Below are 15,768 nucleotides of genomic sequence, written 5' to 3' on the forward strand. Positions count from 1 at the left end.
TCTTTGGTACTACAACACCCCCAATAATCCCCTATACTATAGATCAAATGGCAGAATTGGCAAAGAGTGTTGTTGAACGCAGTGTTGCTGTACCAGGTGTGCAACCTAAATTATCAATGTCTTTGATAAAAGAAACGCAAGAACAAGCCGACACACGGTTAACTGTTGTTGGTGCACTTGGTGGCCAGTATATATTTAAACCACCATCCCATCAATTTCCGGAAATGCCAGAGAACGAACATTTGACTATGCGGATTGCGGAAGCTTTGGGCATACGGGTTGTTCCATCAAGTTTGATAAAATTGGCTTCGGGTGAATTGTCTTATGTTACCAAACGTATTGATAGGACTGAAAAAGGAAAAAAAATTCATATGTTGGATATGTTTCAAATTACAGAGGCTTTTGATAAGTATAAAAGCTCCATGGAAAAAATTGGTAAAGCCTTGGACAGTTATTCTAATAATACTTTGTTGGATAAAATCTTCTATTTTGAATTGGCTGTCTTTAGTTTTCTCACGGGAAACAATGATATGCATTTGAAAAACTTTTCCATGATAGAAAGCCCTTCAGGTTGGATATTAGCTCCTGCATATGATTTGTTAAATGTGTCTATTGTTCTTCCTGAAGATACTGAAGAGTTGGCGCTCACTCTTGAGGGAAAAAAAAGAAAGCTTAAAAAATCACATTTTGAGCGTTTAGGACTTGGATTTGGATTAACTGATAGACAAATACAAGGTGTTTTTAAGCGTGTGCTCAAAAACAAACCTAAAGCCATAAAATGGATAGATAATTCCTTTTTATCGGATGATATGAAAGCTGCTTATAAGGATATTCTGGAAACAAGATATGAACGACTCACTTAACGGGGCAAAGTGTCGTAGGTGGAAGTAATTATTGATGTTGAGCGGTTGGAAAGATAAATAAAGGGCATTTTCTAAAAAATGCTCTTTTTTTATGCGCGGTGTTGAGGTGAGTAAATGGAAAGAGCGATTCCCTGATAAGGGATTGAGCGAATGAAATGCATCCTACCGCAGACACTTGGCAAACATTAATAATTGCTGTAACCTACACCGTTGAAATGGGTGGTGGGGAAAAGTGGCAATCTTGTGTGTTCTAAACTTCAATGTCAGTTCTGAATTGGCGGCTGGTGAGCGGATATTTTACATAATGGCGTTATAGTACAGAAAGTGAATGAATGCTACTATAACTGCGCATTATGTAACATAGCTTTGGGTAGATTTTGGTGTGAGCGTTAGGAACAGCTCTTTGCTTTTTTGATTATTCAATTATGAAAATAACACTTTAAGCAAAAGAAGCAATGTGCTGTGTGAGCGTTGGCAACCAAAAGCTACTGCGCGTTGGATAGCGGAACAAACCAAAAGACAGAGGGTTTTGAGGAACGAGAAAACTGGATTTTGGTTTGTGGGGAATCAACTATTAAAAACTTTGTAATCTCCTAGTTCTATTACTAACTTGGTTTGGTTTGGCATCCCTCCTCTTTTAATTCTATTTTGAGGTTCAAGTGCTTTCATTTTTATGAACATCTCTTTAATTGGGTTGTCTATGTTAGAACCAATATAAGCTTGTGATTCTATAAGTTGATGCCATGAACTCCATGCAACAGAATCATCTAATTCGACACCAGTAAAATTCATCTGATTTCTAGAAATCACAAATATGTAAACTTCATTAATTTCAGTTAAAGCTTTTTGTTGGTTGTTAATTTGCAATGAACTAATAATTGATTTATCTGAATTACTATCTACCCAATACTTAATTTTACCTATCCATTCATTAGCCTTATCAAATAAATTACTGATACGACTGTATCTTTCTTTCATTGAGTGATGATACCTATCTTGCCATTTTAGTTGAAATAAACCTAATGTTTTTGTTTTTGTATCATAGGCTACTGCATCGATATCTGTATGTATGCCATTGAATGAAATATTTATTCCTCTCGAAACTTTTACAATCCGGTTGTTTTGAAAGAACATAAACAATTCGTTACGAAATCTATCTTCTCTGTTGTTTACTGCCTTATCATAATCTTTTTTATACTTTCTCTTTAACTCTTTATTCAATAAAACTATTGGATTTGTTAAAGATCCAGCAATTGAAGTAATTAATAAATTATCTGCAACTTGGAAAAAAATTGGTGGTGGCGCTGAAGGATAATCAAGATAATATTCATAATTATCTTTTGTAAGTGTGAGACAGGACATAATTTGTTCAACAACACCTTTATCTAAATCCAAATAGTTAGAGAAATTAGCAGCTATTTTATCTTTATAATAAGTATAGGAAAGTACATTATGCAAATCAATTGATTCTAATTTTTTTTGTAATTCTAAACAAGCATCTATTCTCATTAAAGCTGATCCCATTAGAATTTCAATAAGATCAACATACCTCCAATACTCAATACCTCCAAAAGTATCTTTGGTATCAAATTCATCGTAGCCTTGTGTTCTTAACATATGAAAATGACCTTGCTGATTATAGTAGTCGTCAATTTCTTCTGTAGTATGATAGATAATCATATTTCCATCAGGACTATTAACTATTCTCCTAACTTCTTCTTTTATATATTTTTCATCAAACGGTTTCTCTTTTTTCTTCGCTTCAATTATTTTTTCAACAATACGATCTTTATAAAAATTCAAACTTATATTGTCAAATTGTTCAATACCTGAATCTTTATGCAAGTATGTAAATGAAAATTCTTTGTCACTTACTCTATTGATTTTTATTAAATCTGCCTTTTCAAAATTCAACAATTGCTTGCAAAATTCTATTTTACCACTATACGAAATACTTGTATCACAAATAGATAATATTTCTTTAGTCACTAATGTAAAAGGAAGCCTATCACTTAAATTGATTTTTGAATAATAGAATTTGAGTAGTGGTAACCAGCCATAATCGAAAAAAGCTCTAAATTCAGCATAATCATCTTGAGGACTGCTTGAAATTCTAGAAGATAAAGGAATGACGATATCCATTCGTCTAACTATATTGTGGATAGCTAAATAGCTTGGGTAATCAAAAAGTTCTTTGAGTTTTTTTGATTCTTCTTCTAATATGTTTTTTAAAGATTCTGAAGGTGACATAAATAAAGGGATTTATTTAAACATCTTCATTTATAAGTTTAAAACCCCTAATCTAGAAACATGAGAAGCTAATTTAGTTTGAATATCATTAACCAAATTTGTTCTTAAGGTGAATAAATAGTCTTTTTGTTCTATATCGGTTTTAGTACATGAAACAAGGTGTCTTAAATCTAAACCTATAAATACATCATTACCATCATAATTGAATACAGGACTTTTTACAAAATAGGCTAAATCACTTTTTGTTGAATTATAAAAAGATGCAGGCATTATGTATCCAGAAACTATTCTATGGTAAACTATTTTATCTTGAACAATATCACAAAGTGGCGATAGGTTAATTTCAATAGGCGTGGAACGGTTATAAATGTATTTATCACAATAACTTTCTCTAATGATGTTAGTCATTGCTTGGTCTAAATTTTTAATTTTATACCATTTTTTATACCTAGTTAAAAACTGTTTACAGGCCTTATCTTTATTTATAGAATCAGTAAAAATATCCTTAAATTCAACATTAACATATTTTGATTTATAAACCGACCCTGTTAAATCAGATTTATTTGGTTGAAAAATTAAAAGCTTATTATTTAACAATGAAGGATTAATATCACTTCTAATTTGATTAATTTCTGATGTATCTTTGGCTTTCCAACCAGTAAATTCTTGTTGTCTTTGGTTCAATACATTTCTATCAATATCATCATTGAGTAATTGAGTCAATGTCAAAAGAACAGAATCTGTTCTTTCTTGATTTGAATTAAAATTTAAATAACCTTTATCTCCTGAATAAGCAATTGACATTGCCGTGAGTATTTTTGCTAAATGCTCTTCTCTTTGATTTTCATCTGGAATCTTATTTACTAACCCCATAATGTCATCAATAGCATCACCTGCTGATTGCGAAACAACCTTATCCCATTCACATAAAAGATTAAACGCTTCTAATTTTGAAAGCTCTTTATTGATTTTTTCTTTAAGTTCTGTTTCTTTTTCCTCTAAAAACTTAAATGTACCATCTTCTTGTTCTTGAAAAAAATCTGGTTTTGATAATGAAATTATTTTGTATGGTCTTTTGTCTGTCCTATACTTCTCTTCATCCTCAAATATGTTTAAATAATGATCTCTATATTCTTCTTCTTCATTACTCCATATAATCAAAATAAAACTTCTGTTGTCATTTTTTAATAGATTGTTTAGTATTTGTGAATGTAGACCTTTAAATGTTTTTTGATTTCCTTCAGTACTTAAGCCTCCAGTAAATTTAAAATCTAAATTCAAATCCATAAAAACTAAATTATAGTGAAATGGATTTTTCCTATCTGGTAATGGAAATTTAGAATTTGGTTTACCTTGTGAATAAATAAAAGGGATATGTAATCTTGTTAAGGCGTCTAACAAAGGTTTTGCTTCTTCATATTGATCATCGATTACGATTGTTTTGCCAGTTTTAAAGTATTGTTGAATCATTTAGTGAAATTATTTTGGAAAAATCAAGCTTATAATGGCTCCTTTTTTGAATTCTTCAGGTACTGTATAATCTCTAAAATCAGGAAAATCTAATTTGCCTTTATGAGATAACATTATTTCATTAGCGATGTGTAAACCAAGACCCATGCCTGATTTTTTACCAGTAACAAAAGGTTGAATTATCTCGTCTTTACTTAATAAAAAACCTGTACCATTATCAGCTATTATTAAATGAATATTTTTTTCTGTTTCCTCAATATTTATAAATATTTTCTTTTGAGAAATCGTCTTATGTTCTTTTTTAGCAATCTCTAACCAATAAATTGAATTATCAATTAAATTTATTAGTACTCCTTCTATAAGACCTTTAGCTAAATTAATATTAGCTTTTGATTTTTCATATTCCTTTATAACTTCAACTTCATGTGCTCTCAATCTAAATTCAACTGAAAATAAAGCATCCTCAATTACATCTTTTACATCTATGTTATTTCTGTTTGATTTTTTAAAAATCTCCGCATAACCTTTTACAAGCTTGTTTAGTCTTTTAATCAGTTCTGCTACATTATTTGAATCTTCATTTTTTATTATATGTAAAAGTTCTCCAATAACTTTTTCTATTTCATGCAAAACTATTCCTAAACTCAAACCTGCACTTGCCGTTTTTATTAACTGACTTTGAATAGTATTGTAACTTGATTCTATGTCATTAATATATTTATTTAAGGCAATATTTAAAGGTTTGTCGCTTTTTATCTTTTCATTTACTAAAGTACGTAGCTTGTTAATTGATGATATAACTGGTTCTTCGCCTCCTTTAGGACCATACAAATCTCTCAGAGCTTTAACATCTGCTCTTCTGAATATATCTATAACACTGACACTATGATTGATTGCATCTCTAAAGTTTTTATAATTCTCATCTTCTATAAAACCTTGTCTATCTGTTTTTTCTTGTAATTCTTTAGTACTCTCTCTATCTAAAAAAACACCTCCAACAATCAAATTATTACTAATACTGGAAGAAAAATTTACTCTCTTTAAATTTAGTCCTAACCAATCATTACCTGGTTCGCCATAATTATAAACTCTAACAAAACTAGCTTCATTATTTTCATTTGGTTCTGTACCACGATATACTTTGACACCACTACTTTCTGATAAATAAGATTTTAGTCCTTTCTTATCACTAACAGTATCTTTTATAACAAATGCTTCTAAATTAAAGATATATCCTTTAAACTTAATAGTACCTAAACCAGATACATCAATAGGTTCGGCTTTTTTTGTGTCTTCTAAAACTGTTTTATTTGCTGAAACTAATTTATCATCAAAAAATTTTAAATTACCATTTTCATCTTTAAACTCTCCATACTTTATTGTTCTCTCCTTGGCTTTTTCAAAAACAGAATATGGTTCATACTTATAATGAAATTTTGTAATCTCTTCTCCTGATATTTCAATTTCAAATTGAATTATAGAATAATCTTTTACATCTTCCCAAGTAATTATATCTTCTTTCCACTCTGGATTATCTAAAATTTCAATGGTTGGCTTAAAACTTTCATTTGTTTCTTCAAATGGGCTAGTAAATGATGTTACAGTTCTTAAAATATCTCTGAATTTTCCACGAGTCCATTTAGTTTTTTCTTGAAAATCAGTTATTGCAATATAAGTCCCTTTGTTTCCGTTCAAAAAATGTTCGGGTGTATGTTTCTCAATAACTTTGACAGGAACGTCTTCTAAATAACCTCCTTTTTCAAACTCGCGCCAATCTATATTTACGTGAACTTCCTTACTATTTAATTTTTTAGTTATTAATTCAATTTTATTACCCAATTTGTGAACACCTAATCTGCCAATACCTTTTTCCCCAATAGGTAATCTACCTTTTAGTGTGGGAAGAGAATCCTTAACTTGTTTTGTTTTAAAATCACTAGCAAGCTCTAACCATACATTTAGAATCAAATCTAAATCCATGCCTACACCATTATCCTCTATAATAATTATCCCTTCTTTTGGGCTAGTTATTTTTTCCATTAAAACCTTAACCTCGTCAGCATCGGCATCGTAAGAATTTTTAATTAATTCAAGAAATGCTACATCTTCACTTTTGATGAGCATATCTCCTAATTGAGGTAAAAGACGAGCCCTAGCTTTGAATGGTTTCTCAATTATTCTATCCTTATCGTTATTATGTTTAATTATTTCACTCATTAATCAACTGTTCATGTATTTTATTTGCAATCTCTTTAGCCATAAGTGGCGGTACTGCATTACCTATCTGTTTAAAAGCTGAAGTTCTTCCTCCTTCAAAAAAGAAATCATCAGGAAATGATTGAATTCTAGCTGCTTCCCTAACTGATAATGAACGCACTTGTTTTTTATCAGGATATATATAATGATGACCATCTTTTGCGATATGAGCTACCATAGTATGTGACAATCCTTCAGAATCAACTACTTTGTATCTATCAACAAAAGATTTTTGATTTTTATGCGTTTTTAACCTTTCTGGTAAGTCAGGATATTTTAATCTTTCTCCCTTTTCAAATTTTTTAATAGCAATTTTATAGATTTCTAAATCTCTATGATTATGTGGTCTTGCTATATGTTGTGTAACAAAATCAACACCATTTCGTAAATCAAATTTTGATAAATAATTTGTCGTATCAGTTTTGTACTTTGTTATTTTATTTTGTTCTCCTGGTTTAAGCTTTTTCAGGTCAGTCAGTAAATCAGTAACTGTCCAATCATTCGTAACCTTATCAAAAGTAGGGAATTCAAAATCAACGTCTTTTCTCCAACCTATAAGAATAATTCTCTTTCTTTTTTGAAGTACACCATAATCTGATGATGTTTCTATTGAATAATCCAACTCATAACCTATTCTTTTAAAATATGATTTCATATTTTTAAAGAACTTACCCTCATTTGCAGTAATTAAACCTAGGACATTTTCGAATACAAATACTTTAGGTCTATATTCTTTTAAAAATTTTGCATATTCTTTATAAAGATAATTTCTTGAATCATCTTTCATTTTATTTTTGTCTCTAGCTCTACCAATTAATGAATAGGCTTGACATGGTGGGCCACCAACTATTAAATCAATACTTCGAGCACCAACTAACTTGTTTATAATATTAAAAATTTCTTTATTATTCTCACCACCGATTGCTGTATTAATTACTGAATTAGAAATTTCTTTATTACTATATTTCAAAAGAAAGTCTTCTCTTGAAATCTTCTCTAATAAATAATCATAATAAAAATTTAATTGATTCTCTCTTTGAAGTTTATGGAATATTAATCTTGTTTCTAGAGTTTGACAAGCATTAGAATCAATTTCTACGTGAGCGATTGGATTAAAACCAGCCTTAATAAAACCTTCAGATAAACCACCTGCTCCAGAAAATAAATCTATAAAATTCATAAAAAACCTTTAAAATACTCAAAAATATATTATTTGCATGGAATAACCTGGTACTTCCATACAAAATTTTTATGAAATAATATAAGACATGAAGAAATTGTTATACCCTCTTATCAATAGTTTCCTTATCAAAAGCTATCAAATTAAAGAGTTGACGCATTCTTGAACGTACACGATTACCATATCTTTCTTCCAGTTCTTGGGCGTTAAGGTTGGTAGTTGCATGAGTTCTAATATTTCGTTTTAGAAATAAATCGTAACGTGATAACAGAATTTCTCCCATAACGTTGCAGTCTTTACCAAAATGTCTTCCGGTTGTTTCTACACCTAAATCATCAAAACAATAAAAACTACTATTGCCATATTCTTCAATGGTTTTAAAGCCAATATTGTTGAACGCAAAAGTTATGTTTCTTGCTGGAATGATTTCATACGGTTTGTGATGAGGCACTATGTGACGAAGTAACTTCATTAAACTTGTTTTACCACATCCAACAGGTCCTGATAATAAAATGCCTTTATTTGGATCTATTTCTAATTTTTTGCATGCTTCAAAATCTCTAATAAAATAAATGCATAGCTTGTATAGTACGACCTCATCTTCTTCATAAATTTTGAAGTTTTTCCCAAACAATAGTTTTCCTTTTGCATCTAGGTAAATTAATATCTTTTTGAAATCGTATGAAATGTTATTGTCTTTAAATTCTCCTAAACAGTACTGAACACTTCCTTCTCGAATTATATGTGGTTGTAGATTGCTCATAAAGGTTCATTATAGTTTTTATTTTTACTAGTCTTAAGGTTGTCTTGGTTTTGGCTAACTCCCTTTTGTGTTTTTTCTGTTTTTATTTCTTCAGCTTTTAGCATCCAATTACGAGCTGTTGATTGCCAATTGACAATTTTTGTTTTGCCTCCTACTTTCCAGCCTATGCCTTGATAATGATTGAAGAATTTTTGAGCTTCAATTATTGGCCAATTTTCTTTTTTGAAAAAATCAATGACTTCTTTTCCATTTTTTGGCCGGTCTAGTTTATTAATGTTTTTATTAGTTTGTATATGTTTATTAATAGATACCAGTGCTTGTCCATTTTTAGGATTGTATGAGTCCACCACTTGTTTAGAGCTTGTCTCAAAATTGAACATCTTAATTTTGCTGCCCTTAAATGGGTTATGCGATGGATAATAGATGATATATTTCCAATGACTTAATTCTTTAACACATCTGTGGTAGGTAGATTTTGAACCTATTTTAGATAATTGCATGACCTCATCTCGGTTTATATAAAACTCTTCTAAAAATCGATTTAAATTCCACAACTGAAATAATGCTATGTATAAGCTTATGTGGGTTGGATTTAATCGATTATCTTTTGAGAATTGGATAAAGATTGAATTTAGATGTTTAATATAATTAACGTCTTGCATATTAGTTCTATAGTTTAAACACCAATGCGCCAGCTGGCCTCTTCGCTAAAAACACCCACTGGATGTTTTTTAAACGCTCGATCCTGTAGTTTACTTCTTGCATATGAGTGAGATTGCCACGTCGCTACGCTTCTCGCAATGACACTAAAATTTGTTATGGATTCGGTTTTCTTCCATTACTTTTAAAATTTCTTCGTAATCGTAATAGATGACTCCACCGACTTTAGTGTAGGGCAGTGTTCCATTGATACGAAGATTTTGTAATGTTCCTGGTGAGATACTTAACAGATCGCGAACTTCTGGTGATTTGAGCCACTTTTTAGGTGCAAAACCTGATTGGTGGTTAATGATTGCTTTAATATCTTCGAGTAATTCTTCTTTGAATTCTCGTAAGTCTTCGGTAGTGATAATTGTTGCTGCCATTTTAAACGATTTTAGTTAAAATAGCTACCGCCTTGAACTCTCATTCGTAGCAGTAGCTATTAATAATTTTTAAATTAATAATGAGGTCCCGAAACAAGTTCGGGATAACTTTCAAGGCTATCTTCAGAATTTCATTTCTTCTAATAACCTTTTAGTTAATTTGACTTTCGTTTGACAAATATGAAGTGATTTAGTAGACTTTATTCACAATGAACACCCAAGTTGGGTGATTTATTGATCTTGCTCGTCCATTTTTTGAAGTAAAGCTTCTCTTAGTTTATCTAAAAACTTGGTTCGGTTTATTTTTCTTGACCTCACTTCTAAATAGGTTCTGTAATAATCTCCTAATTCTACATTAAACATGTTCTCAAACATTAATGCTATTTCTTTTATATCTACAGTCCCTCTATTAATAGCTCTTAAAGCATATAGCGCATATATTAACTCAACTAAATCAGTTTTGTTGGCTGACCACATCATATCTGATTGTTTTTGAAATGTATTTAATCCTATTTCCATTCCTGTATTGTTTTCTATTTTATCAGCTTCAGTTTTTAAATAAATTATTAGCATATCATATGCGATGATCGTTGATACGGTTGTATCGTGACTTGTTGCAAATTGATGGTCATAAAAAAAGGCTAGTGAATTTGGAAAAAGGCGAATATCTGCCTTTCCTCTTAAGAAGTAATGCTCATCTAAAAATGTTGCACCTCTTCTGTAATAATGATAAAACTCTAAATTATCATTAAAATAATTTTGAAGCTTATCTATTTGACTATTGAAATATTTAATTTGAGATTTAGAACTACCTCTAGGTCTTTTACTTTCAATATAGAAGAGTTTTACATAGTAAATTAACTTGCTATATATAAGTGGCTTGATGTTTTTAAAAAAGTTTATCTCACTTTTGATACTTTTAAACTCACTATTGCTAATTACCTCCCTAAGTTTATTTAAAGTTTTTCTTGTGATTTTTATACCCTCTTCTGCTTTATTAATTGTATTTTCTATTTCTGACTCTAGTAATTCAATTTTGGCTTCAAACTCTCTAACAATTCTTATAATATTCTTTTCCAAACCCTAAAACAAATACAAAAGGCATCAAGTTTTCAATATGTCATGACTTTAACATACCAATGAATATTACAACTTAAAATTGCGCACAGTTCTCCTTTTTGATTGAAAAAATTATGCTTTATTTTAATTATAGATAAATCAAAATCTATGTTCAAAATTTGAATGTCTACTTTGAATATATTGGTAAAATATAAGTTTTTGATTTTATTTAGTGATTGGTTTTTAATCTCAAATTCTAACTTGTCAGAATTATTAGTTTTAAATATTTTTTCGCTGTTTTTTGCAAAAAAATCTTTTCTAGTTAGATCTGAGTACTTGTGATAAGTTGCATCAATCATCAACATAAAATCATCAATATCTTCTTGTCCGTTTACCTTAAATGATTTTTTAAACATTTTTTACTGTTTTAAAAACAACTGGGTGATATTCAAAAGATTTTTTAGTTGCCTCTCAAATTCACCCAGCATTTAATCGCATTTCAATTAATTAATCTAAAAATCTTTCTTTTTCTTTTTTCCTCCTGTTTGAAATGCTCTTGATATATTGAAACCAAAATGAATTCCTCCCTCAAAAAAATCATTTGTAGTTTCAGTAATAAAGTCTCTTTCAATCATTGTAATTGAATTAGACAAAATGAGTTGAAATACATGCCCTCCTGTTTCTATATCTACACCAATAGCTAAAGCATCTTTTGCTTTAATAGACTTTAAAGGATTTGCTGTGTAGAAATATTCGGTATTTAATGTTACCCTATTACTTAACTTTATTCTATTACCTAATCCTACCGCAAAAATATCGTGTGGATCTTGGTTAGTTCTTACTGAGTTATTATGAATGTAGGTAGGTGTTATCTGTATTGAAACGGAATTATTTATCTTACTTGCTATTAATACTTGAGAGGTGTATGCGAGTTTTCTATTAAAATCTGGTTTATTTTCTGGATCGTAATCTTTTAGTGTTTTATAAACAGCACTACCAAACAATGAGATACTTAAAGGAAAGGCTTTGACTCCTCTTGTTTGCCTAACTAACTGATATTTAAAAAATCCATCATAGGTTTTTTTAAATGAACTCCTACCTAAACCCAACATTAATCTATCGGATACACCGTATTCAAATGCGAACCGAATATTAGATTGATCTAATCCAAATAATTCATCAATTCCTTGATTAATTCTACCAAACCTATGAGAAATTAGAAACTCTAATGTTCCTTTTTTTCTGTTTTCTATTGAGTGCCCATTTAGTATTCTTGTCCCTTTAAATGTAGATGATACAAACTCTTTATGTTTTGGGGTTTCATTATCAAGTACATCCATAAGGTCGTCTTGCGAGAAAAGACTATTAAATGAAAACAATAAAGCTATTATTAAAATATTTTTCATAATAATTTATTTAATTTTTTTATGGTTTAGTGAAAATGTAATCTCAATGGTTTTTGCTATGTTGTTTTTTACTACAGAAGGAATTTTTATCTCATAGTCGGCTACTAAAACAGTAAATACACCCTTTAATACCACACTATCTTTATCAATCTCAATACCTGCTTCTACCTTAACTTTTTTAGTTATACCATGAATCGTTAAATCTCCTTGAATTGATACTTTGTTTTTGTTTTCTAAATTTTCAAAATCGATAATTTCACCTTTAAATTTTGCTTTAGGAAACTTATCTGACTCCATATAATTCTCGTTAAAATGTTCCTGCATTAAGGACTTTTCGAACATAAAAGATTTCATTAATACTGAAATAGCGACATCACCTGTTTCTATGTCAACAATACTTAATACCTGATTGTTAACAGCTTCAATATCTTCTACAGGTGAATGTGAAAAGAATGATATTGTACCTTGCTTTGTTAGGTACCTATCTTGTGCTTTTAAATTGTTTATTAGTAAAAAGCATACTAATACTGATAAAATATATTTCATTTTATTTAATTATTTACAACGTTACATCTGACCAAAATAACATCCATTAAGTACCCTGTACAGATACCTTTGACACTAACAATTTGACCTTCTTTAAGATTTATTAATTTCTTATTTTCTTTTGTTGATAGATTACAAATAACAGTTCCTAAACCATCTTTTTGATTTTTGAGAGTTAATATGATGTCGTTATTCTCTGAAGCTTCTACTTTAGATATTTGTCCATTTACTTGAATAATCTTATCTAAAAACTTTTTATTAGCCACCTCTTCATCATTCTCAAATTCATACAATAAATCAGTAGCATTTGTAATTATATCTGGATTAGCATTATAAACATCTATGTGGGGCTTATAATACTGACTAAGCGCTAAGGATATAATTAACACCCCAATGAATAGAAGTGTAAATCCTATTTTTTTTCGTTTAGTTAGTTTCATATGATTAATTATTTAGCGAACCATTTTCAATCCAACATGTTATTAAATCAATTTCTTCATTTGTTAAAGAACCACCTATTGGCATTGTTCTATTGACAATTTGTTCTTTCACTATTTCAGAATTAGCACTAACCCCATTGTATGTTCTTAAATCCGGAAATTGATTACCATTATGACAGCTCACACAGTTGTTATCTATTATTGGTTTAACCTGGTTAATAAATGATGTGTTTGGATCACAGTCTTGAACTAATTCTTGAAAGTCTTCTTCAACATAACTTTCACAAGAAAAGACAATAACACACGATATTATTAACATTAAACTTTTTAAAAATTTTTTATTTTTCATTTTTCTTGGATTAATATAACAGGAAGATATAATCGTTAATATCTTCCTGTTAACAATTAACAAACTACTAATCAAACATCTTTTTGTTAAGGAAAAATAGAAGGTGTGGTAAATACATAATCCCTGTCTTTTACCGGAACATGACATTCGATGCAGCTCTGAGAGAAGTTTGAATCTTTCCCGAAAGGTTTCAATTCCTGATCAACCCATCTTGCCCAACCCCAACCTTTGGTATCTTTGTATTTATTCGAATCTTTAAACATAAATTCTGCATGAATGAATGTTGATGGCACAACAGCAGCTTCCCAATTTTCATCTGATCTTTGGTTCCAAACAACTTTACCTAAAATGGCACCATCTGGCCATGGGTTTATCTTGTTTTCTTTAATTGCATTTATTGCAATATCATTACCTAAAATCACACGTAAAGAATTATGATCTTTTCGAAAAGAGCTACTTACGACTTGCCAACTTCTATAATCATTAGGGAACTCAATACCATTTGGTGCATTTTTGACTATTTTCTTTTTTCCTTGGTTATCTACCCATTTATTGTAGTCGCTTTCGAAATCTAATTCGTTTGCACCAGAATCCTTTATTTCTAAATCGTTATCTAGACCTTTAATGTATGTTTCGAGAGCTGCTAATTCTTTTTCATCAATTTCTGCTTCAGGATGTATAAATGAATAGCTTTTAGGTGGCATTATATTCTTTTTAACTTTAGTTAAAATGTTATAAAGAATAGTTTTCTTTTCTTTTTCTGAATATTTATCCCATTCAGAAAAATTCAGTTTAGCCCTTCCTTCTGTGACATCCTTTCTTACCATTTCAGCTATAAAAGGAATCTTATTGTAAAAAGATATTTTAGTTTCATTTGAGTGACAATCATAACATGAAGTCCTGATGATTTCCTTTACTTCAGTTGAAGCTTCTGTAAAATCAGAAGTCACCTCAGGATTAGGAACCACTTCTCTAAATTGATATCCAATTATTATGATTGTGATAATCAATATTATTCCTATCAATAATTTCTTCATATTTATAAATTGCATTGTGTATTAAATGTTTTTATTGTTGTCACTCAAAATGAAACTGCTATTAATCTAATTTGGGGCTGTAGTTGTATTTACATTAGCAATTGGCCAAACACCTGGTGCTGGAAAACTAACTCCTTTATTATCCCCTCTTTCTGAATCTTGACCAAAGTAGTATAATGGCCATCCCTTGTAAGTTAATTGAGTTCTACCATAAACATCGATTGTTCCAAAATCACCATTGTTTAAAATACTTGGTATTTGGTCTAAGGTAATTTCAGCAATTGGCCAAACACCATTATTTGAAAAGTCTGGATTAGTAAAATTATTGGTATTGTTTGTATCATTCATAAAGGTGTATAATGTTCTTCCATCGATATCAACGATATAACTAGTTTCTTCGTCACCTACGGTGTAATTACTTGTATAGTTATTGCCATCGTGACCAACTAATTGTCCTTTAGCATACATAAGTGAGTAGTCTGGCTTAGCTACGTACCAAACATTGTTTACATCCTCTCCATTGGTGTCACCAGCTGCATTATCACTAGAATAGTAATATAATGGCCATCCTTTGTAAGTTGTTTGCAACTCGCCATCCGTACGTGTAATGGTAGCAAAATCTGCAGCATTTAAACCTGAACCTACTACTAAATCATCTGAGTAAAATATCGGCCAGATATCTGCACACCCACCTAAACAAACAGATGTGTCTTTAGTATCTTTAGAAAAGAAGTAAAGGGTATTGCCATCTGAATCTGTTAGAATACTGCCTAATTGAGCATCCGTTGATAGTTGAACTGTTGGTGGAACAACTGTAGGTGCTGTAGTTGTATTTACATTAGCAATTGGCCAAACACCTGGTGCTGGAAAACTAACCCCTTTATTATCACCACGAACTGAATCTTGACCAAAGTAGTATAGTGGCCATCCTTTGTAGGTTAATTGAGTTCTGCCATAAACATCGATTGTTCCAAAATCACCATTGTTTAAAATACTTGGTATTTGGTCTAAGGTAATTTCAGCAATTGGCCAAACACCATTATTTGAAAAGTCTGGATTAGTGA

Annotated in this window: 16 protein-coding genes; 1 reads left to right on the plus strand and 15 read right to left on the minus strand. The window is 30.3% G+C overall.

What is annotated here, in order from left to right; translation table 11 throughout:
- Positions 1-47 precede the first annotated feature (47 nt).
- Positions 48-863, plus strand: coding sequence for a HipA domain-containing protein (locus C7447_RS12205; RefSeq protein WP_449456393.1), 816 nt, complete (start codon positions 48-50; stop codon positions 861-863).
- Positions 864-1,430: 567 nt separating this feature from the next.
- Here C7447_RS12205 and C7447_RS12210 read toward each other — a convergent pair.
- The 15 genes from C7447_RS12210 to C7447_RS14855 form a co-directional block, all read right to left on the minus strand.
- Entirely contained in the window at positions 1,431-3,113 is a 1,683-nt protein-coding gene (locus C7447_RS12210) for a hypothetical protein (RefSeq protein ID WP_148870798.1), read from the minus strand.
- Between the two features lie 30 nt (positions 3,114-3,143).
- Positions 3,144-4,583 (minus strand): hypothetical protein, encoded by a 1,440-nt coding sequence (locus tag C7447_RS12215; protein WP_148870799.1) that lies wholly within the window; start codon positions 4,581-4,583, stop codon positions 3,144-3,146.
- Positions 4,584-4,592: 9 nt separating this feature from the next.
- Entirely contained in the window at positions 4,593-6,800 is a 2,208-nt protein-coding gene (locus C7447_RS12220) for a sensor histidine kinase (RefSeq protein ID WP_148870800.1), read from the minus strand.
- Positions 6,793-8,019 carry a DNA cytosine methyltransferase gene (locus C7447_RS12225; RefSeq protein WP_148870801.1) on the minus strand — a complete coding sequence of 409 codons (1,227 nt, stop codon included), beginning with the start codon at positions 8,017-8,019 and terminating at the stop codon, positions 6,793-6,795. Before C7447_RS12225 ends, C7447_RS12220 begins: the two co-directional genes overlap by 8 nt.
- Before the next feature lie 100 nt (positions 8,020-8,119).
- The gene (locus tag C7447_RS12230) at positions 8,120-8,782 is read right to left on the minus strand and encodes a P-loop NTPase family protein (protein ID WP_148870802.1); all 663 of its coding nucleotides are present in this window, start codon (positions 8,780-8,782) and stop codon (positions 8,120-8,122) included.
- A complete protein-coding gene (locus C7447_RS12235) occupies positions 8,779-9,444 on the minus strand; it encodes a hypothetical protein (protein ID WP_148870803.1) in 666 nt (221 codons plus the stop codon). The genes C7447_RS12230 and C7447_RS12235 overlap by 4 nt, the downstream gene beginning before the upstream one ends.
- 144 nt (positions 9,445-9,588) lie before the next feature.
- Entirely contained in the window at positions 9,589-9,867 is a 279-nt protein-coding gene (locus C7447_RS12240) for a helix-turn-helix domain-containing protein (RefSeq protein WP_036124021.1), read from the minus strand.
- Between the two features lie 231 nt (positions 9,868-10,098).
- Positions 10,099-10,947: an RteC domain-containing protein gene (locus tag C7447_RS12245; RefSeq protein WP_148870804.1), complete on the minus strand. Its 849-nt coding sequence runs from the start codon at positions 10,945-10,947 to the stop codon at positions 10,099-10,101.
- Between the two features lie 32 nt (positions 10,948-10,979).
- The gene (locus C7447_RS12250; protein ID WP_148870805.1) at positions 10,980-11,342 is read right to left on the minus strand and encodes a hypothetical protein; all 363 of its coding nucleotides are present in this window, start codon (positions 11,340-11,342) and stop codon (positions 10,980-10,982) included.
- Between the two features lie 96 nt (positions 11,343-11,438).
- The gene (locus tag C7447_RS12255) at positions 11,439-12,332 is read right to left on the minus strand and encodes a DUF5777 family beta-barrel protein (protein ID WP_148870806.1); all 894 of its coding nucleotides are present in this window, start codon (positions 12,330-12,332) and stop codon (positions 11,439-11,441) included.
- A 6-nt stretch (positions 12,333-12,338) separates the two neighbouring features.
- Entirely contained in the window at positions 12,339-12,878 is a 540-nt protein-coding gene (locus tag C7447_RS12260) for a YceI family protein (protein ID WP_148870807.1), read from the minus strand.
- 5 nt (positions 12,879-12,883) lie between these two features.
- On the minus strand, positions 12,884-13,318 hold the full coding sequence (locus C7447_RS12265) for an OB-fold protein (RefSeq protein ID WP_148870808.1): 435 nt from the start codon (positions 13,316-13,318) through the stop codon (positions 12,884-12,886).
- A 4-nt stretch (positions 13,319-13,322) separates the two neighbouring features.
- Positions 13,323-13,637, minus strand: a complete 315-nt coding sequence (locus C7447_RS12270; RefSeq protein ID WP_148870809.1) for a c-type cytochrome — start codon at positions 13,635-13,637, stop codon at positions 13,323-13,325.
- A 116-nt stretch (positions 13,638-13,753) separates the two neighbouring features.
- On the minus strand, positions 13,754-14,704 hold the full coding sequence (locus C7447_RS12275) for a cytochrome P460 family protein (protein ID WP_170246030.1): 951 nt from the start codon (positions 14,702-14,704) through the stop codon (positions 13,754-13,756).
- 66 nt (positions 14,705-14,770) lie between these two features.
- A partial coding sequence (locus C7447_RS14855; RefSeq protein ID WP_170246032.1) for a hypothetical protein occupies positions 14,771-15,768 on the minus strand: 998 nt, incomplete at its 5' end.

Source organism: Tenacibaculum adriaticum (assembly GCF_008124875.1).
In the GTDB taxonomy this organism is placed as follows: Bacteria; Bacteroidota; Bacteroidia; order Flavobacteriales; family Flavobacteriaceae; genus Polaribacter; species Polaribacter adriaticus.